This window comes from Ahrensia marina, assembly GCF_001293565.1.
Classification (GTDB): domain Bacteria; phylum Pseudomonadota; class Alphaproteobacteria; order Rhizobiales; family Rhizobiaceae; genus Ahrensia; species Ahrensia marina.
In genome coordinates, this window is sequence record NZ_JXMU01000001.1 from 1 (window position 1) to 18,064 (window position 18,064).

The following is an 18,064-nucleotide window of genomic DNA, read 5'->3' on the forward strand; positions in this document are numbered from 1 at the left end:
GCGGATAAAGCGCATAGGATTGAAACACCATCGCCAGCCCGCGGTCAGCGGCAGGGATATTATTGACGACCTGCCCGCCGATGGAAATCGTGCCGCTGGTAATCGGTTCCAGCCCTGAGATCATACGCAGCAATGTCGATTTACCGCAGCCTGACGGGCCGACAAATACACAAAACTCGCCCTGCTCTATGCTCAGATCGACGCCCTTGATCACATCCGCAGCGCCATACGATTTACGCACATTGCTCAGTACCAAATGAGACATTTATTTACCCCCGGTGGACGCGATACCCGTCGCGATATATTTTTGTAGAAATGCGAACACAATCGCGATCGGCAACAACACCAGCATCGTCATAGCAAGCAGATTACTCCACTGCGTATTCAAATCGCCCTGGAATGCATTCAGTGCCAGTTGCAGCGTAAAGTTGTCGCTGTCTGAAAGAACAATCAGCGGCCATAAGAAATCATTCCAGCGCCACATGATCGCAAGGATAGCCAGAACAGCAATTGCCGGTGCGCTGAGCGGTAAAATGATACGCCAGAAAATCTTCCACTCACTGGCTTTATCCATGCGCGCCGCGTCCAGAATCTCGTCCGGTATTGTGAGCATATATTGGCGCAGCAAAAACACACCGGTTGGCGTTGCCGCACCCGGAATAATCACACCCCAAAGACTGTCTGTGAGGTAGAGTTCTCTGGAAATCATAAAGAGCGGCACAAGAACCACTGTTTGCGGAATCATCAATGTGCCGATCACAAGGGCGAGAACCACAGTCCTGCCTTTGAACTGATATTTGGAAAGCGCGAATGCGGCCATTGAGTTGACGATCAACATAATGATTGTTGCGGTCGCGGTAATGAAAACGCTGTTCCACAAATAGCGGCCAAAATTAAACTTCTCGAAAAGCTCGGTATAATTTTCAGTCGCCAGACGGAAGCTTTCGATTGGTTCGCGCTCTTTGATATTGACTTTCAAACGCTCGTCAGGCGCATCCGGATCAACCATTTGCGCGATAATGCCAACGCGGCGTATCTGAGCCAGCGTTTTGCCTTCGTGCTCACCGCCTTTGATGCGATAGAGCGGCAATGGTTCGTCATACCCGTCCACCATGACGGTTTCCTGAGCCATTGGCAGCAGTCTTGGCGGAAAGCGCAACAGATCAGCCTCGGTTTTGAACGATGAAAAACCCAGCCAAATGACCGGTAGAAACATCAACAGTACGCCGCAGAATAAATAGAAATATGACAACCAGTCAGTCCAGTGTAAACCGCCCGAACCATTACCGCGTGTACGTGTCAGAAATTTTACAGGATTAGCCATCGACGTTCTTCCTGTTTGCCCAGAGTTGCAGGAATGTGAGAATGACTAGAACAACGGCCAGCATGATTGATGCGGCAGACGCGAGACCAAACAAGCGTGGCGTTCCGGCAAACCCTGTATTGTAGATATACTGGATAATAAATGTGGTTGCAGAACCCGGACCACCGCCGGTAAATGCAAAAATCTCGTCAAATGTCTGAACGCCTTTGATCAGCGCAAGCACCAGAACAACAAGCATTGTCGGCATCAGCAGCGGCAGCGTGATACGCCTGAAAACACGCCAAGGCGAAGCCCTGTCCATCATCGCAGCTTCATATACATCTCGTGGAATTGCCTGCAATCCTGCAAGTAATATCAAGGTATAAAATCCCATATGCGCCCATATCGACAAAAACACCGACCAGCCGAAAGCCCAACTCGGATCCAGTAGCCAGTTAAAACTTTCAAGCCCGATTGCTTCCAGCCAAGCGTTCAATACGCCCTCGCGCTGCAAAATCCATTTCCAGATAAGCGCGACAACAACAGGGGAAAGGAGAACAGGAAAAAAGAATACACTGCGAAAAAAGCCCCGCGCACGAATTTTACGGTTCAGAATAAGCGCTGTCAGAAGCGAGAAGCCAACCATCAAGCCAACCTGCAGGATCACAAACAAAATTGTATTGTGAACCGCGCGCCAGAAGAAATCATCCCGGCAGGAATTAGGATCAACATAACTGCCGCAATCCAGAAGATAGTCGAAATTGCTTGCCCCGACATAGGGCCGGTTGGCAAGCAGAATACCGTCACTGCCCGTCAACGAGTACACGAAATTGATGATGACCGGCAAAAATGCAAACAGGCCGAAAAGTATGAGATTTGGTAGAAGGAACAACCATGCCGGGTTTTTAAGACCCAATGTATCCTGCATCCACTTCATCGGAACTTCGATCAAGCGCATGAGTGGATTGAGCACTGCAAGCATCTGGTTCCCTCCCCGTCGAACTGATTGCAATTAGGTTTAGTGCCGCCGATACGATAAATACCGGCGGCATTATTTTATTATTGTACTTCAGAAAGAGCTTTTTTCAGGTCTTCTTTCGCGCGTTCCATTGCTTCGTCAACAGTCAGTTCACCGACAATGGCCTGCGTAATACGCTCAACAGAGATGTTGAACATAGCGCGGTTGTTTTTATAGCCCTGATAAGCATAGGCGATCGGTGAAATTTTGGACACTTGAGCAGCCCAAGCATTCAGCGCCTCAGCAGCGGCAGGTGATGTATCAGGATACTCAACACCTTTTTGGGCAACAGCTGCATGTGCAGGAATATTTTTCGTTTTCGCAGTCATTTCTGCGTAGTTTTCTTCCTGTGCGAGATAGTCAATTGCTTTTGCCACCAGTTCAGGATGTTCAGTGGAAGCAAAGCCTACAATGCCCGCACCGCCCGGCATACCGCTACAGCCGCCTTCACCACATGGTGTGCCGACAACTTCCCAGTCGAAAGCATCGCCAATCTGTTCGTCCAGCTTGGCAACCTGCCAACTGCCTGAGTAGTAATACACGAGTTGGCCGTTGATGAATTCCTTGTCGGCAGCCTGATAGCTTGAGCCGCCTGTACCGGCCCATACATCACGCGCCATCGTGCCGTCATTGTGCCATTCAACGAACTTCTTCACATAATTGGTAAAGCCCTCGTCAACGAGCATTCCCGTGCCGTCTTCGTTAAACAGCTTGGCACCGGCAGAAATTGCCGGTCCAGCGATTCGGTGGCCGGAACGGTCCATTGCCATCGGGAATTGTGTTTCGGTTTTCTCTGCAACTTCTTTGGTTGCCGCAGCCCAGTCATCCCACGTAGCATCAGGGCCAGGCACTTCAACTTCAGCCTGCTCGAATAGCGTTTTATTGATATATGCGCCAGTAATGGTCAGCTGCGAATGAAGACCATAGATACCGTTGTCGTCCGGTCCTTTACGGTACCAGTCGAGTGTTCCACCAAAACTTTTTTCCCAATAGTCCGCATCAACATACGGTGTCAGATCAAGATAATATTGAGCAAGACCGCCAAGGTCGGTCAGCTTTGCCATATCCGGCGCATCACCGGCAGCAAGCTGTACAGGCAGGCTTTCAAGAATAGCTTTATACGGCACTTCATCAATCTTGACCGTTACGCCCGGATTCTCCTCCTCGAAGCGGTCAAAGATTTCGCGCGCAGTGGCACATTCCGTGCCGTCACTGGAACACATATAGGTAATTTCCTGAGCAAATGACATTCCCGTGCCAACTGCCATACCGGTAATAGCTGTCGCCGAAGCGAGCAGAATCTTCATTGAGTTTATAGACATCTGGTTCCTCCCTGTGTGTCTATTTCGAACCCCGAAACGGGTTTAATCCGCTGGTGCCCATCCATTATAAAAGGCATCGCCTTCCTTAATCGGTGCCTGCACAGGCGTGCAGCTTCGTGCAGATTGATACATCATTGATACAATTTCAAGTGATCTTCTTCCATCCTCAATTAATACAGCATTTTTACCCTGATTTTGAAGGCAATCGGCCAGCGCTTCAAAAAATCCGGCAAAGCCCGCATGTGCAAAGTCTACCTTTGAAACCACCGCGTCAACATCCGCTTGGGTTACATTGCCGCGCGCTTCAAAAGTCCATTCGTCTTCAGCAGGCCGGTAAGGCGAAGTTCCGCTTGTCGCGGTTAGATTCTCAAACACAAACCGTAGCCTTGAAGTATCGGTTGCAGCACCCAGCGTAATAGAGCTGGTGGCCAAAGCGCCGCTTTCCATAACAAATGAAATGGATGCGCAGTCTTCAACCTCAATGTCATTGACCCGTGTATCGACAAACGCATTGAGTTTCGCCACGCCGCCAAAAATAGCACACAATAGATCATGATTGTGGATTGCATGACCGAGGATCGCGCCGCCCTGCTCGCCCTTCCAAGTGCCCCGCCATGGATTGGCATAATAGTCAGCCTCACGGTTCCAATGCGTCTCGATACTCGCAACCAGCGGCTTTCCCGCAAGCCCTGCATCAATTAACGCTTTTAATTTTGAAAGCGCCGGACCAAAGCGGTATTGAAAAACCGGAAAGAGCATTTTTCCATATTTTTTGGCCTGCTCCGCAAGCAGGTCTGCTTCTCTCAGCGAGTTTACAAGCGGTTTTTCACAAACAACATGTTTTCCCGCAGCTAGCGCTTTCATCGACATGTCAAAGTGTAGATGCGGCGGCAGGCAAATATCAATTATATCAATATCTTCATTCGCCAAAACGGAATCAAATTCTGAAGTGAGTGAAATGGTTTTATCACCGCCGCAAATTTCCTCCGCTCGCGCTGTATCGATATCGCAAATAGTCACAACCTGAAAACGGTCCGGCAAAGCCTTGTAACCGGCCAGATGTTCGCGCCCGATACCGGCACCGATAATCGCTACTTTAATAATCTCACTCATGATGCTGCATCAGCCATTGCCTGTGCCTTCAAACCAAGCTCCATCACCTTAAAGCAATGCGCCTGGCTCATCGCGGTCTCTGTACGGTTTTCTATATCGGCCGCCAGATTGGTAAAATACGGATAGCCTGCATCCGATGCATCGATATATTCACAACGCTCCTTATTGACGAGGTAAACATGGTCCGTGCCGTCATTGCGCGCCACATCGACATATTTACGCAGCTCAATATAGCCTTCGGTTCCAAGAATGGTCAGTCGCCCGTCCCCCCAAGTTGGCAGGGCATCAGGATTGTACCAGTCCACACGAATATAGCCGTGGCCCTGATCACTGCGCAGCGCAAGTTCACCGAAATCTTGCAGACCTTTATCGTCAGGATTTGCATAATTCGCAGCAGCTGCCATCGTGACTTTTGCATCAGACGAACCGGTAAAGAATAAAAACTGGTCAATCTGATGCGAAGCAATATCGCATATGATGCCACCATATTTATCTTTCTGGAAGAACCAGTCAGGCCGGATATCACGGTTCAGGCGATGCGGCCCCATACCGATAGTCTGTACAACTTTGCCAATGGCACCTTCTGCCACCAGTTCCGCGGCTTTCGTCACACAGGCAACCTCAAAGCGCTCGGAAAAGTTGACCGACCAGATGCGGCCCGTGCGCGCGACACATTCCTTGATCGCTTCTAATTGCTCAAGTGTGGTGCAGCCCGGCTTGTCAACCATCACATCTTTACCGGCTTCCATCGCCTCAATGGCAAGAGCCGCGCGCTCCGATGGAACAGCAGCGATCAGCACGAGATCAACATCCGGATTTTCAAGAATTGCGCGGCGGTGTTCAATACGTTTGACATCGGGAAACCGCTTTTCAAAACCATGTAAAGTATCCGGATTGCCATCTGTCCACCAACCGGTGAATTCAGAACCAATATCGATCATGTTCTGCGACATGCCATATATATGCCGGTGGTCGAGTCCAATTGCGGCAAATTTAATAGTTTTAGCCAACTGAGCGGCTCCTCTTGATAAGATGATTAATTACTTTGCACATCGACAGCACATTTTTCAGCAGACGATTGAACAATGGCATCAATGAGATAATGGACTTTAAGCGCTTCGCGTCCGGAACAAACCGGCGCGTGATCACCATTTAACGCATCAACAAAGTCCTCGATAATGCCGCGATGCCAGTCATGGGTGAATGCCATCGGGTCTGCGCCGCCGCCGGTACCGCCAGCCTCACCGATCGATTCTTCGCGGCCATCCCGCCATTTGATCGTCAGCATACCCGATTGCAGGGTAACTGCGGCCTTTTCAAACTGGAAAGACAAAGATTCAGCCTCTCCCGGATAAATAGCCGTGCTGGCAACAATTGAGCCGATAGCGCCGCTTTTATAATCAACACCGGCAGACACGTAATCTTCGGATTCCATTTTATGAAGCGCACTTGTGCGTGCCATGGCCTGCACTTTGTCTGCTGCACCCGTCAGGCTTAACAAAAGATCCAGCGTATGAATGGCCTGACTGATCAAAACCCCGCCGCCGTCACGTGCATATGTACCCCGTCCCGGCTCATCATAATATGCCTGTTCACGCCACCAAGGTATACGCGCTTCAGCAATATGAAGTTTACCGAACGTGTCATTATTCATGAGCGACTTGAGTTTGACCGAAGATTCACGCACACGGTGCTGAAAGACAATGCCAAGCTTCACATTTTGCGCTTCGCACAAATCGACCAATTCGCCGGCAGCAGCGCTTTTACGTTCGACCGGCTTTTCCATCAAAATATGTTTGCCCGCCTCAGCAAGCTCTTTGACAATTTCCTTTCGCGCATTGGGCGGCGTTAAGACAATCGCAAAGTCGATTGAAGCATCAGAAGCCACCTGCGCGACAGCATCAAAGGTTTGAACGCCATATCCGAGCAACTCACGCGCCTCATCGGCAAATTTTCGTGCAGAATTCTGACTGCGTGTTAAAACACCGGCAAGCTCCACTTTTTCTGATAGATCAGCCAGTGCCAAAAGATGCGTCTTGGCTACCATCCCGGCGCCAATGATAACAACGCGTTTGCGGTCCGTTGTATTTGTAATGGCTACAACTCCTCATGTATACAAGTATATTTCATCTTATTAGCATCAAAAAACAGGCAATGACAAACAAGTTTTGATGACATGTGAGATATTTTTCGGCATGCAGGTTCCAAACCAAGTTTGTGCGGCAGTTCGGCATGAATAGAAAAACCTGAAACGGAGAAACAGATGCACCATCCCGACATTTGGTTTGAGACCGATAAGTGTTTTATTGGCGGCACATGGTGCCAATCTCAGGGCGAAAAAACGATAGAACTTATCAATCCGTCGGACGGTTCGCCGATATGTCCAATCGCACAAGGTTCAAAGGCAGACATTGATGATGCTGTAGCAGCAGCACATTCAGCGCTTGATGGCGACTGGGGAAAACTGACCGCGCCCGAGCGCGGACGGTTTCTTTTCAAGCTTGGCGCAATCGTCCTTGAGAACACGGAAAAGCTGGCCAGACTGGAAGCGCTTGACGTCGGAAAACCGCTCAGTCAGGCGCGCGCAGATGTAGTTGCACTTTCGCGATATCTGGAATTTTACGGCGGCGCGGTTGATAAAATTCATGGCGCAACGATCCCCTATCTTGATGGCTACACAGTCTACACATTGCGCGAACCGCATGGCGTAACCGGACATATTATTCCGTGGAATTACCCCATGCAGATTATTGGCCGGTCTGTGGGCGCGGCTTTGGCAATGGGCAATGCCTGTGTCCTAAAACCGGCGGAAGAAGCCTGTTTGACCGCGCTTGCTTTTGCTGATCTTGCAAAACAGATTGGTCTTCCCGGAGGCGCACTCAATGTTGTGACCGGTCGCGGCGACGAGGCTGGCGCAGCCCTCAGCAGCAACAAAGGTGTCCATCATATTTCCTTTACCGGATCGGTTGCGACCGGCAGGTTGATACAATCAGCAGCAGCACAAAATGTCGTACCTGTTACACTTGAGCTCGGCGGAAAATCGCCACAGCTTGTCTTTGAAGATGCAGACCTGGATGCGGCACTGCCATTCCTTGTTAATGCAGGCATTCAGAATGCGGGACAAACATGTTCGGCTTCATCACGCATTCTGGTGCATCAAAGCCGTTATGATGAAGTCGTATCAAAAATGGCAAAGCGCTATAAAAGCCTGAACGTCGGTCCGGCTATGGATGATCTGGATCTTGGCCCCCTGATTTCGCAGCGGCAGAAATCTATCGTTGAGGAATTTCTTCAAAAAGCAGATGACCTTGAGACAATAGCAAGCGGATCCATCGTTGAAGGCGCCCCCGAGGGAGGTTCCTATGTAGCGCCGAAACTATTCGCCAGCACATCACCCGACCATGAATTGGCACAGAAAGAAATATTCGGCCCTGTTCAGATCATCATCCCTTTTAAGGATGAAGAGGAAGCGGTGTTGATTGCCAACGGTACGGACTATGGCCTCGTATCATCGGTGTGGAGCGAAAACGGGGCGCGGCAGATGCGTCTTGCCAAACGCTTGCGCAGCGGACAGGTTTTCCTGAATAATTATGGCGCCGGCGGCGGCGTGGAATTGCCCTTTGGCGGGACCGGACTTTCAGGCCATGGCCGCGAAAAAGGTTTTGAAGCCTTATACGGGTTTTCAACTTTAAAAACAGTTGCAGCGCGTCACGGTTAGGAATTGCTCATGCGTATGAATAAAAAAGTTGCCATTGTGACCGGCGGTGCATCGGGTTTCGGTGCAGGCATTGTACGCAAGTTTGCCGCCGAAGGGGCGCAAACTATAATTGGCGATCTGAACATTGATCTGGCAAAAGAGCTGGCGGGCGAACTTGGCGATAATGTTAGCGCAGTCGAGACCAACGTTGCCGATGATCAAAGTGTTGCCTCAATGGTCGAAGCAACGCTTAAAACGTTCGGGCAAATCGACATATTGGTGAACAATGCCGGCACAACACACCTGCCCGCTCCTCTGGATGAAATTAGCGAGCAGGATTTCGACAAAGTCTTTGCTGTAAACTGCAAGTCCGTTTTTCTCACGGCAAAACATATTGTCCCTCACATGAAGAAACAGTCCGCAGGCGCAATTTTAAATGTTGCGTCCACAGCTGCTGTCAGCCCGCGTCCGCGCCTTAGCTGGTATAATGCGTCCAAAGGCTGGATGAACAATGCAACCAAAGGCATGGCCATTGAACTGGCACCAAACGGCATAAGAGTAAATGCGATCAATCCGGTCGCAGGGGAAACACCGCTTTTGAAAACATTTATGGGCGAAGACACACCCGAAGTGCGCGCCAAGTTTCTTTCCACTATCCCGCTCGGGCGTTTCTCGACCCCGGAAGACATGGCAAATGCCGCCGTTTATCTTTGCTCGGATGAGGCCAGCATGGTGACAGGCGTCTGTATGGAAATCGACGGCGGTCGGTGCATCTAGAAGCTAGAAATTATCTTTACGCTTCCGAATTTCGGTAAACACATCTTCGTCGCTATGCTGCTCCATGTTCAGTTGCGACCGGATATTTTCATCATGAGGACGTAAAAACGGATTTGTTGCCAACTCCATTTCCAATGTAAAAGGCACAGTCGGCTCGCCGCGTTCCCGCAGCGCATGGATTTGCTTTGCCCGCCCCTGAAGCGCTTCATTTTCCGGATCAACACTCAGCGCAAATTTCGCATTTGCGGCGGTATATTCATGACTGCAATAGACAGTCGTTTCTGCCGGTAGTTTTGAAAGCTTGAGCAAGCTACTCCACATCATGGGCGCAGTGCTTTCAAAAATACGCCCGCACCCCAAGGCAAAAAGCGTATCGCCGGAAAACAATATCTGATCATCGGCGAGATAGAAATTGATCATATCCAGCGTATGGCCGGGTGTCTCGAGGATTGTTACTTTCCGTCCGGCAAAATCAACCGCATCACCTTCGCTCAAATGAACATCCAGCCCTGCAATTGGCTTGCTCTTTTGCGTCGGTCCATAAACCGTTGCACCGCTTTTTTCTTTAAGCTCTGCAAGACCATCGGTGTGATCCCAATGATGGTGCGTTATCCATATCTGGCTAAGCTCCCAACCTTTGGCATTAGCAGCTGAAAGGTAGGCCTCAGCATCGCCGGCATCAACCGCAGCGGTTTCACCGCTTTTCGGATCGTGTACCAACACGCCGTAATTATCGTCATTATAGGCGAACTGATGAATCTGAAGAGCGGTCATGGCATTTTCCAAAATGAAAGTTGTTACTAAGTCCGAATCTAGAAAAAATCTGCCGTTTTCAACGGGTAATTCTTACAAATGTCACAAATTAGGACCATCCGGTTTGCGTCATGGCCGTAACTGGTCCTATACGACTCATCATTACGGGTAAATAAGGCCACCAGTTACGTGTGCATCTTATGCCCGTATTAATATTATTCTTGAGCTTTGGCTCGTACTGACAAGTTTTGCCAATTGGTGGGTCGCGCTTTCAAGCGCAGGCAAACAGACTGTACTAGTCAAGTAAACTAATTGGTAGTGGGATGAACAGGTTCCGATCACACAGCATGTGGCTCATACGCCATGATGCTGCTGCGGACGCTGAACTTGCTCATTCTTTCACTCGGTCAGGACATTAAAATGAGCGAAGAAGCCCATCCGTGGCGAGAGCGTGGCCGTCAGTTTCAGGGCTATTTGAACGAGCTGTTCTATTTCCCGACATGGGTCAAATCGATTAACATGCACACGATGCGCAATGATATGATTGCGGGTCTTACAGGTGCGACGCTCGTTTTGCCGCAGGGTGTTGCTTTTGCCGCCATTGCCGGTCTGCCGCCTGAGTACGGTTTTTATACTGCCATCGTGACGGCCATTGTCGCCGCGTTATGCGGATCGAGTTTGCATGCCGTTTCAGGACCGACAACAGCTATTTCCGCGCTCGTCTTTGTTTCACTCGTTGGAAGCTTTGAGCCTGGAACAGACAGCTATATCAGTGCCGCGATAACCTTGGCGTTTCTGGTTGGAATTTATCAGCTTGTGCTTGGTATTGCGCGTCTTGGCGGCATGGTGGATTTTGTTTCACACTCCGTTATGACCGGCTTTATGACCGGCGCAGCCCTTCTGATTGCGCTCAGTCAGGTCCGCCATGCGCTGGGCGTTGAAATTCCGCGTCCTGACGAATTGGTCGAGTTTACCGTCGGACTTTATGAAAAGTTTCCGCAGGTAAACCCCTACTCCGTTGGCATTGCCGCGTTTGCCTTTTTTGTCGGTATCGGCATTAAGAAATGGCGTCCATTATGGCCTAACTACCTTATCGCTCTGGCAGCAGCCACCGGCATCAGCATCTGGCTTTCAGGTCAGGCAACCGAGGTTGCGACAGTGGGCGCGATCGAAAGCGTAACACCCAAATTTGTCCTTCCGGATTTTACACTGGGTTCATTGCGTGACCTGTCGTCGGCAGCGTTCGCGATCGCGATGGTCGGATTGTTGGAAGCTATGTCCGTCGCCCGTGCAATCGGTTTGAAATCAGGTCAAATGGTCGACAATAACCGTGAGTTTCTTGGCCAAGGCGCATCAAATGTCGTCGGCAGTTTTTTCCAGTGCTACCCCGGATCGGCATCATTTACCCGTTCCGGCGTCAACTATGAAGCGGGAGCGCAAACACCATTGTCCGCTGTATTTGCAGCTTTCTTCCTGTTTCTCATACTCTTGCTCGTTGCACCTTGGTTTGCTTATGTTCCCATTCCGGCGATGGCTGGAGTTATTATTCTGGTCGCCTGGCGTCTGGTCGATCTGCAAGAGATCAAACACATTTTCACGACCTCTGCATCTGAAACAATTATCGCATGTGTAACGTTCTTCTCAGCACTGCTTATCAATCTTGAATTTGCCATTTACGCCGGTGTTCTTCTGTCACTTGGTTTGTTCTTGAACTCAACGTCAAAACCATCAATCGGCATCGGTGTCCCGGACCCAAACTCCAAGCGACGCACCTTCTCCGGCTCCGGCATTGGCAGTGGCAATGAGACCCTCCCCGAATGTCCGCAGCTTATGATTGCCCGTCTGGACGGCCCGCTTTATTTCGGATCGGTTGAATATCTGCGCAAGCAATTCAGACGCTTTGAAATTGAGCGTAAAAACCAGACCAATATGATTTTCATCGTGAAAGGCATTGGCGAGATCGATATGCCCGGTGCGGACCTTCTCATTGAAGAAGCAAACCGGCGGCGCAGACGCGGCGGCTCGTTCCACTTGCAGACAAAAACGCCCAAAACCATTTCCAAGCTTGCGCGTTTCAAAGTGATCAAAGAGCTCGGCCGCGAGTATATTCACCTGTCAAAGGGCGACGCGATTGCCGAGGCCGTGCCCACTCTGGATAAATCGATTTGTGCGACATGCACAAAGCGCATTTTCTTCGAATGTGAAGCACAGCCAAAACCTGTTCCGGAAGAGATAAAAGAACAAATGCACGAAGCCAAATCCGAAGCATCGCCAACTAATGTGCAGCCTGCACCAAAACTATCGGCAGAATAGTTTGAAAAACAATTGTCGCTAGCTTTCAAGGCTGCATGTCTCGGATGAAGACGGCACGGAAGTTCTGAGCGATCCGTCAGTCGCACTTAGGCTCGTCAAAAACTCAAGGCTCAACAATCATACTGCTGGTGACCTGATCTATAGAGTTGATCCCCAACATAGCCAGAGTTTGACTTATTTCCTCGCCGAGCAAGGTGCCAAGCTTTTGCGCCCCGCCAGCGCCATACCCTGCGATCGCCATTTGAAAAGGTCTGCCTAGAAAAACAAAATCGGCACCCATCGCATAAGCTTTTACGATATCCTCGCCTGTGCGGATGCCGCTATCGTAAAACAGCGTAAATCCCTCGCCCAATGCTTCGCGAATAGCTTTAAGCGCCAATATGGGCGGTATGGCGCTGTCGAGTTGCCGCCCGCCATGACTTGAAACCTGAATGGCATCAACGCCTTCATCTTTAAGGCGCAATGCATCTTCAACATCCAGCACGCCTTTAATGACCAGCTTGCCTTTCCAGCGTTGACGCAACTGCTTTAAATAAATCCAGTCAGCACCGGCGCGGCTCGCACTGCGGTCAAAGCTGGCTTGAGATCCGTCGAAATTCGCAAGCGATGGCGCACCGTGTAACAGCGTGGAAACCGACCATTTGGGATGCATAGCGAAGTCGATAAACTGCCGCGGCCCAATCTTGAACGGCATCTTGAAGCCATGGCGCAATTCACGCGGACGTTTGCCTACCTCCGGCACATCAACCGTCAAAACCAGAACATCATAGCCGGCGGTTTCCGCCCGTGACAGCAGATGCTCTGCGGCGCTCTGGTCAGCGGTATAATAAAGTTGAAACCACGCGTTGCCTTCCGCCATCTCAATCATCTTTTCGAGAGGCGTGGACGCAGCGGTGGACACAGCAACGGGAACATGATTTTGCGCGGCAAATTTCGCCAAGTGAATATCTGTTCGCGGCCCCGATAAATTGCACATCCCCATCGGGGCAATGCCGAATGGTAGTTTGGTTGGCGCGCCAAATAGCTTGCCCGCCACGCTGCGCTTTTCGACATTTTGTAAAACACGGCTGCGCAGCATTAAATGAGCAAGTTCGCGGCGGTTGCGTTCTTCAGCTAGCCCTTCACCTGCCGCACCATCAATATAGTCAAACACCATCGCCGGAAGGCGGCGCTTGGCAGCGCGCCGCGCATCCTCAACTGTAACGAATGGCTGTTTAAACATGGATGAAACTAAGCGTTTTTGCGCTTAACTTCTTCCATAAAGCGGTGACGTATAACCGGCCCGTCAAGCTCGATAACCGGCACAGGAATATTGCCGCTCTCACATTTGCAGACAATGATTGTCATCTTGTCGCCTGCGATTGCTGTCTTCATCACATTGACCGCTTCTTCGGCCTGACACTCGATAACATTATCGCAGCCGCACGCTTCAGCGACCTTGGCAAGCGAGGTTTTCATGCCTGTATAAGTCGGCTGGTCGCCGGTTGAACCATAGGAACCATTATCAATGATAAGCAGGATAAAATTATGCGCGACATTGTTTGCAATTGTCGGCAAGGTTCCAAGATTGGTCAGGATAGAACCATCGCCATCAATAGAGATGACTTTTGCCTTCTGGGTTAAAGCCAGACCAAGCCCGATAGAAGAGCAAAGACCCATCGTACCAAGCATGTAGAAATTAGACGGCTGGTCACCCATCATATGCAATTCCTGGCTTGGCAGACCGATATTGCAGACCACCAACTGGTCTTTCAAAACAGGAACAAGATTCTTAATAATTTCGCTGCGGATCATATCAGTATCCTCCCCAGAAGTTTGAATCGGTCAAAATAGCGGTCGGCTTACGTGTCATGAAAGTGTGGTGCAATATCGCATCAAGCTCTGTCACGTCTTCCGGCTTGTGGAAGTGATATGTCTGGATGTTGAGCTGCGCCAAAAGCGCCTTGGTGTGCACTGCCATTTCAGCCTGAATAGCGACCCGCTCGCCCAGTTCGCCGCGATAGGAAATAAGCATCGGCAGCGGCATATTGTAAAACTGCGTCAGGGAAGCAAGTGTGTTCACCGTGACGCCAACGGCTGTGTTCTGCATAATGATGCAAGGGCGCTTCCCCCCCATAAAAGCACCGGCGCACAAGCCCATGCCCTCGTCTTCCTTGTTGGAAGGCACATGCATAAAGCGCTTATCATTTTCGACTTTTTCAATGACACCGGCAAGTTGTTTGCACGGCACAGTGGTGACAAACTCCACATTGTTTTTAGCCAAACTGTCCAGAATTGCTTGATTGATATCCACGCCAAAGCACTCCACTTGTTTCGATGCCGTTTAATGCGCCGAAATGCGCATGATTTCTAACCAAAAACACTTAAGCTAACTAAAGAATTACTTTACCAAAATTCCATTCGTAATTTTTTAGCCAAATTTATCTTTATCAAAAACCGCGCCGAGTGCGCTCTGAAATGCATCGATTAACGGGAAAACCTGGCTGTCTTTGCGCGAAAGAACACCAATATTTCTGGTGCGCGGCACTTTACCAATCGGGATAAACCGGATTTGTCTGCTGAGGTAATTGTCAAAACACGGCTTTGGAATAATCGCGACTCCAAGATCATGAACAATCATGTTATAGATGGTCTCCAGCGAATCCAGCTCCATTGCATCCACAAGTGACAGGCCAAGTTCCTCTAAAATATCATCGGCCAGACTGCTGACCCATGCCGTACGTGCCATGCGTAGATAAGGCCGGTTCGTCAAAATCATACGCACATCTTTGTCGGTGACATGCTGGTGCGTGGCCAGCATGAGCGTTTCATCCGCCAATGGGTGCCAACGAAACGAGGCCCCTATTCTTTGCGGCTTGCTCATAATGGCCGCATCCACAACGCCGCGCTCAACATGTGCAAAAAGCTGGTCGGAAAGACTTGGAATAATGCGGATATGCACACCCGGAAAATCATTCTTGAGATTTTTAAGGGACAAAGGCACCAGATTTTGCATAAGAGAAGGAACAGCGCCAATCCGCATCTCGCCCGCAAGCAAGCTTTTCGAGCGCGCCGATGCCACCATCTGTTCGCAGCGCTGGATAATGTCGCGTGCTTGAGGCACGAGCGACAATGCCGCATGGGTCATTTCCGGCGAGCGTCCCGCTCTGGAAAATAGAATGATTTGGAGTTCGTCCTCCAGCCGTTTCATTTGCTGGCTGACTGCGGCAGGTGTCACGAAAACCTTATCGGCAGCACCGACAAAGCTTCCCGTTTCTGCTATCGCAACAAATGTCTTTAACAGTCTAATCAATTTGAGACCTGACAGATTTATTCATCAACGAGCACATTTGCCAATTGCGAGGCCGCATCAGACAAAAGTGCCTTGTGTTGAACGAGAATTTCTGAATCAACGCGGACCGTAGGGCCGTGAGCCGCCAGAGCAGCAATAAAGCGCTTCTTGTCATCAAATATAGGCACAGCGATCGCGACCATACCATCCATGAATTCCTGATCATCAATCGCATACCCCTGATTGGCGATATCTTCTAAATTTGCGAGCAGTGCATCGACATTATCAAACGTATTATCTGTGTAGGGCTTCAATTGAAGAGAACGGGCAAGCTTTTCGCGCAAAACCGGAGCGAGTGAAGCCAGAAAAACCTTACCACTAGCAGTGCAATGGAATGGCACATGTGTTCCCACTGGAAGCTGGACCCTAAATGGCCAATCGGTCTCAACGCGATCAATATAGTTCATGCCGTCATCGGTCGGCACGACAAAGTTGACAGTCTCTCCAACCGTTTGTGCAACCTGTTCCAATATCTGCCTGCGGGCAATATGAACATGCGATGCATAGAGCATACCGATGCCCATAGAGCGCAGCCGACGGGCCGGACGCAAGCGCTTCCCGCTTGGCTCGTAAGTCAGAAACCCCTCCTCCACAAGCGTTGCACATAGCCGGTGTACCGTCTGCTTGGGCAAGCCTATATGCTGGTTTATTTCAGTCGGCGATAATGCCCTGTCTGATTTACCCAACACTTCCAGAATCAATAAGGTTCTTAAATTTGTTGGTATTCGGCTTTCATCGCCCATGCAGAAACTCCTCTTTAGCGGGAGTATAAGCATGTTTAAAAAGTCAAATCGAGACAGCAAGTCTCATTTTTATCATCTCGGCCAGTTTTAATTTCCGTTGTCATGATAGAGCGCAAAATCGGCTTGCCTCATATTATGCGGCGCGTGGCAACACTGGATCGAAAGCTTCCCGTAACCGCTTCGATGCCAGCCTGACAATTTTTACAATAATATAGTACCACAGGCTGCAAACGGTGAAACCGCTTTCTTTTTTGTAAATCTGCCTTTTATGCTTACGCAAAATACTGACCTTCAGAGGAATTTGTCTTCCGGAAGATGCAATTTTTGCTCGCCCTGTCAGCTTGGCGGCAACACGAAAGGACATACGCTTGACCCGTGAATACTTAAAAAAGGCGGCAAAAACCGCATCAACTGATGCAGGTGATGTTCGAAATAAAGTTCAAACTATTCTTGATGAGATCGAGACCGGCCGCGAAGACGCAGCTCTGCGGTACGCAAAAGAGTTTGACCGCTACGACGGTGAGATCATTTTGAGCCCAGCGGCAATTGAAGCAGCGGCGGCGCAGATATCTCAAAAACTAAAAGACGACATTCATTTTGCGCATGACAATGTGAAGCGCTTTGCCGAGCAGCAGAAAAAAAGCCTAACTGACTTTGAGTACGAAATGGCGCCGGGCTTTATCGCAGGGCAAAAATCCATACCGGTTCAGGCGGCAGGATGCTATGTACCGGGCGGCCGTTACAGCCACATCGCGTCAGCAATTATGACTGTCACAACAGCAAAAGTAGCAGGATGCAAGAACATTGCTGTGTGCTCCCCGCCCCGCCCCGGCATTGGCATTAATCCGGCTATAATTTATACGGCACATGTCTGCGGTGCCGATAGAATTCTGGCTCTGGGCGGAGTACAGGGTGTTGCCGTAATGGCGTTCGGCTTGTTTGACCTTCCGCCTTCGGACATCATTGTTGGGCCCGGTAATCAGTTTGTTGCAGAAGCAAAACGTATTTTGTTTGGCCGTGTCGGTATCGACATGTTTGCCGGACCAACCGACAGCCTTATTATTGCAGACAAAACAGCCGATGCTGAAATCGTGGCTGCTGATTTGGTGGGACAAGCCGAACACGGCTACAATTCCCCTGTATGGCTGGTAACCGACGACGCAAACCTTGCTGCACAGGTCATGGAGCGCGTGCCTAGCCTCATTGCCGCATTGCCGGAAACAAACAGAGAAAATGCCGAAGCGGCGTGGCGCGATTATGCTGAAATTGTTCTGTGCCCGGACCGCGAGGAAATGGCGCGCTGCTCGGATGACTACGCACCGGAACACTTAACTGTACAGGCCGCAGATCTTGATTGGTGGTTGGATAACCTCAATTGTTATGGCTCGCTTTTCCTTGGTGAAGAAACGACCGTTGCCTACGGCGACAAGGCTTCAGGCACAAACCATGTACTGCCTACATCAGGAGCGGCAAAATATACCGGCGGCCTTTCCGTCCATAAGTTTTTGAAAATTGTCACTTGGCAACGGGCAACACGCGCCGCCTCCAAACAAACAGCTATTGCTACCGCGCGCATTTCGCGCCTTGAGGGTATGGAAGGTCACGCGCGTACTGCCGACATACGTCTGGCCAAGTACTTTCCCAAGGAGAATTTTGACCTCTCCTCCAGTGACGAGTGAACTATCCGGTTAGCC

At 50.1% G+C, this 18,064-nt stretch carries 18 protein-coding genes; 4 read left to right on the forward strand and 14 right to left on the reverse strand.

What is annotated here, in order from left to right:
• From SU32_RS00005 to SU32_RS00035, 7 genes are all read right to left on the reverse strand, one after another.
• Positions 1-265, reverse strand: a 265-nt coding sequence (locus tag SU32_RS00005; RefSeq protein WP_144420982.1) for an ATP-binding cassette domain-containing protein, incomplete at its 3' end; no start/stop codon positions are given.
• Positions 266-1,324, reverse strand: coding sequence for a carbohydrate ABC transporter permease (locus SU32_RS00010; RefSeq protein ID WP_053997271.1), 1,059 nt, complete (start codon positions 1,322-1,324; stop codon positions 266-268). It abuts the gene before it with no gap.
• Entirely contained in the window at positions 1,317-2,285 is a 969-nt protein-coding gene (locus tag SU32_RS00015; protein WP_053997272.1) for a carbohydrate ABC transporter permease, read from the reverse strand. The genes SU32_RS00010 and SU32_RS00015 overlap by 8 nt, the downstream gene beginning before the upstream one ends.
• 77 nt (positions 2,286-2,362) lie before the next feature.
• The gene (locus SU32_RS00020) at positions 2,363-3,643 is read right to left on the reverse strand and encodes an ABC transporter substrate-binding protein (protein WP_053997273.1); all 1,281 of its coding nucleotides are present in this window, start codon (positions 3,641-3,643) and stop codon (positions 2,363-2,365) included.
• Positions 3,644-3,685: 42 nt separating this feature from the next.
• Positions 3,686-4,756, reverse strand: a complete 1,071-nt coding sequence (locus SU32_RS00025) for a Gfo/Idh/MocA family protein (protein WP_144420983.1) — start codon at positions 4,754-4,756, stop codon at positions 3,686-3,688.
• On the reverse strand, positions 4,753-5,766 hold the full coding sequence (locus tag SU32_RS00030; RefSeq protein WP_082376276.1) for a Gfo/Idh/MocA family protein: 1,014 nt from the start codon (positions 5,764-5,766) through the stop codon (positions 4,753-4,755). The genes SU32_RS00025 and SU32_RS00030 overlap by 4 nt, the downstream gene beginning before the upstream one ends.
• A gap of 26 nt (positions 5,767-5,792) precedes the next feature.
• Positions 5,793-6,851 carry a Gfo/Idh/MocA family protein gene (locus tag SU32_RS00035; RefSeq protein WP_281175854.1) on the reverse strand — a complete coding sequence of 353 codons (1,059 nt, stop codon included), beginning with the start codon at positions 6,849-6,851 and terminating at the stop codon, positions 5,793-5,795.
• Positions 6,852-7,019: 168 nt separating this feature from the next.
• On the opposite strand from SU32_RS00035, the gene SU32_RS00040 reads away from it, so the two are divergent.
• Together SU32_RS00040 and SU32_RS00045 are read left to right on the forward strand one after the other, a co-directional pair.
• Positions 7,020-8,474 (forward strand): aldehyde dehydrogenase family protein, encoded by a 1,455-nt coding sequence (locus tag SU32_RS00040; RefSeq protein WP_053997275.1) that lies wholly within the window; start codon positions 7,020-7,022, stop codon positions 8,472-8,474.
• A gap of 9 nt (positions 8,475-8,483) precedes the next feature.
• The gene (locus SU32_RS00045) at positions 8,484-9,230 is read left to right on the forward strand and encodes an SDR family oxidoreductase (protein ID WP_053997276.1); all 747 of its coding nucleotides are present in this window, start codon (positions 8,484-8,486) and stop codon (positions 9,228-9,230) included.
• 3 nt (positions 9,231-9,233) lie between these two features.
• Here SU32_RS00045 and gloB read toward each other — a convergent pair whose 3' ends face one another.
• A complete protein-coding gene (gene gloB, locus SU32_RS00050) occupies positions 9,234-10,004 on the reverse strand; it encodes a hydroxyacylglutathione hydrolase (protein WP_053997277.1) in 771 nt (256 codons plus the stop codon).
• Positions 10,005-10,346: 342 nt separating this feature from the next.
• On the opposite strand from gloB, the gene SU32_RS00055 reads away from it, so the two are divergent.
• Positions 10,347-12,296, forward strand: a complete 1,950-nt coding sequence (locus tag SU32_RS00055; protein WP_211097643.1) for a SulP family inorganic anion transporter — start codon at positions 10,347-10,349, stop codon at positions 12,294-12,296.
• A 103-nt stretch (positions 12,297-12,399) separates the two neighbouring features.
• On the opposite strand, the gene SU32_RS00060 is transcribed toward SU32_RS00055, so the two are convergent.
• The 6 genes from SU32_RS00060 to SU32_RS00085 all read right to left on the reverse strand — a co-directional run bounded on the left by SU32_RS00060 (position 12,400) and on the right by SU32_RS00085 (position 16,734).
• Positions 12,400-13,518, reverse strand: a complete 1,119-nt coding sequence (locus SU32_RS00060) for an alpha-hydroxy acid oxidase (RefSeq protein WP_053997278.1) — start codon at positions 13,516-13,518, stop codon at positions 12,400-12,402.
• A gap of 8 nt (positions 13,519-13,526) precedes the next feature.
• Positions 13,527-14,090, reverse strand: a complete 564-nt coding sequence (comE, locus tag SU32_RS00065; protein ID WP_053997279.1) for a sulfopyruvate decarboxylase subunit beta — start codon at positions 14,088-14,090, stop codon at positions 13,527-13,529.
• A gap of 1 nt (position 14,091) precedes the next feature.
• A complete protein-coding gene (gene comD, locus SU32_RS00070; protein WP_053997280.1) occupies positions 14,092-14,589 on the reverse strand; it encodes a sulfopyruvate decarboxylase subunit alpha in 498 nt (165 codons plus the stop codon).
• A 117-nt stretch (positions 14,590-14,706) separates the two neighbouring features.
• Entirely contained in the window at positions 14,707-15,588 is an 882-nt protein-coding gene (locus tag SU32_RS00075; RefSeq protein WP_053997281.1) for a LysR family transcriptional regulator, read from the reverse strand.
• 17 nt (positions 15,589-15,605) lie between these two features.
• On the reverse strand, positions 15,606-16,370 hold the full coding sequence (locus tag SU32_RS00080; RefSeq protein WP_053997282.1) for an IclR family transcriptional regulator: 765 nt from the start codon (positions 16,368-16,370) through the stop codon (positions 15,606-15,608).
• 133 nt (positions 16,371-16,503) lie between these two features.
• A complete protein-coding gene (locus tag SU32_RS00085; RefSeq protein WP_053997283.1) occupies positions 16,504-16,734 on the reverse strand; it encodes a hypothetical protein in 231 nt (76 codons plus the stop codon).
• 4 nt (positions 16,735-16,738) lie between these two features.
• Between SU32_RS00085 and hisD the strand changes: the two genes are divergently transcribed.
• Positions 16,739-18,049 (forward strand): histidinol dehydrogenase, encoded by a 1,311-nt coding sequence (gene hisD / locus SU32_RS00090; RefSeq protein ID WP_053997284.1) that lies wholly within the window; start codon positions 16,739-16,741, stop codon positions 18,047-18,049.
• The last annotated feature ends 15 nt before the right edge of the window (positions 18,050-18,064 follow it).

What these genes read in the sequence shown, in the direction of transcription:
- gloB (WP_053997277.1), bottom strand. Translation starts at nt 10,004, where the DNA reads ATGACCGCTCTTCAGATTCATCAGTTCGCCTATAATGACGATAATTAC.
- SU32_RS00060 (WP_053997278.1), bottom strand. Translation starts at nt 13,518, where the DNA reads ATGTTTAAACAGCCATTCGTTACAGTTGAGGATGCGCGGCGCGCTGCC.
- SU32_RS00040 (WP_053997275.1), top strand. Translation starts at nt 7,020, where the DNA reads ATGCACCATCCCGACATTTGGTTTGAGACCGATAAGTGTTTTATTGGC.
- comE (WP_053997279.1), bottom strand. Translation starts at nt 14,090, where the DNA reads ATGATCCGCAGCGAAATTATTAAGAATCTTGTTCCTGTTTTGAAAGAC.
- SU32_RS00015 (WP_053997272.1), bottom strand. Translation starts at nt 2,285, where the DNA reads ATGCTTGCAGTGCTCAATCCACTCATGCGCTTGATCGAAGTTCCGATG.
- SU32_RS00045 (WP_053997276.1), top strand. Translation starts at nt 8,484, where the DNA reads ATGCGTATGAATAAAAAAGTTGCCATTGTGACCGGCGGTGCATCGGGT.
- SU32_RS00055 (WP_211097643.1), top strand. Translation starts at nt 10,347, where the DNA reads ATGATGCTGCTGCGGACGCTGAACTTGCTCATTCTTTCACTCGGTCAG.
- SU32_RS00080 (WP_053997282.1), bottom strand. Translation starts at nt 16,370, where the DNA reads ATGGGCGATGAAAGCCGAATACCAACAAATTTAAGAACCTTATTGATT.
- SU32_RS00085 (WP_053997283.1), bottom strand. Translation starts at nt 16,734, where the DNA reads ATGTCCTTTCGTGTTGCCGCCAAGCTGACAGGGCGAGCAAAAATTGCA.
- SU32_RS00010 (WP_053997271.1), bottom strand. Translation starts at nt 1,324, where the DNA reads ATGGCTAATCCTGTAAAATTTCTGACACGTACACGCGGTAATGGTTCG.
- SU32_RS00025 (WP_144420983.1), bottom strand. Translation starts at nt 4,756, where the DNA reads ATGAGTGAGATTATTAAAGTAGCGATTATCGGTGCCGGTATCGGGCGC.
- SU32_RS00020 (WP_053997273.1), bottom strand. Translation starts at nt 3,643, where the DNA reads ATGTCTATAAACTCAATGAAGATTCTGCTCGCTTCGGCGACAGCTATT.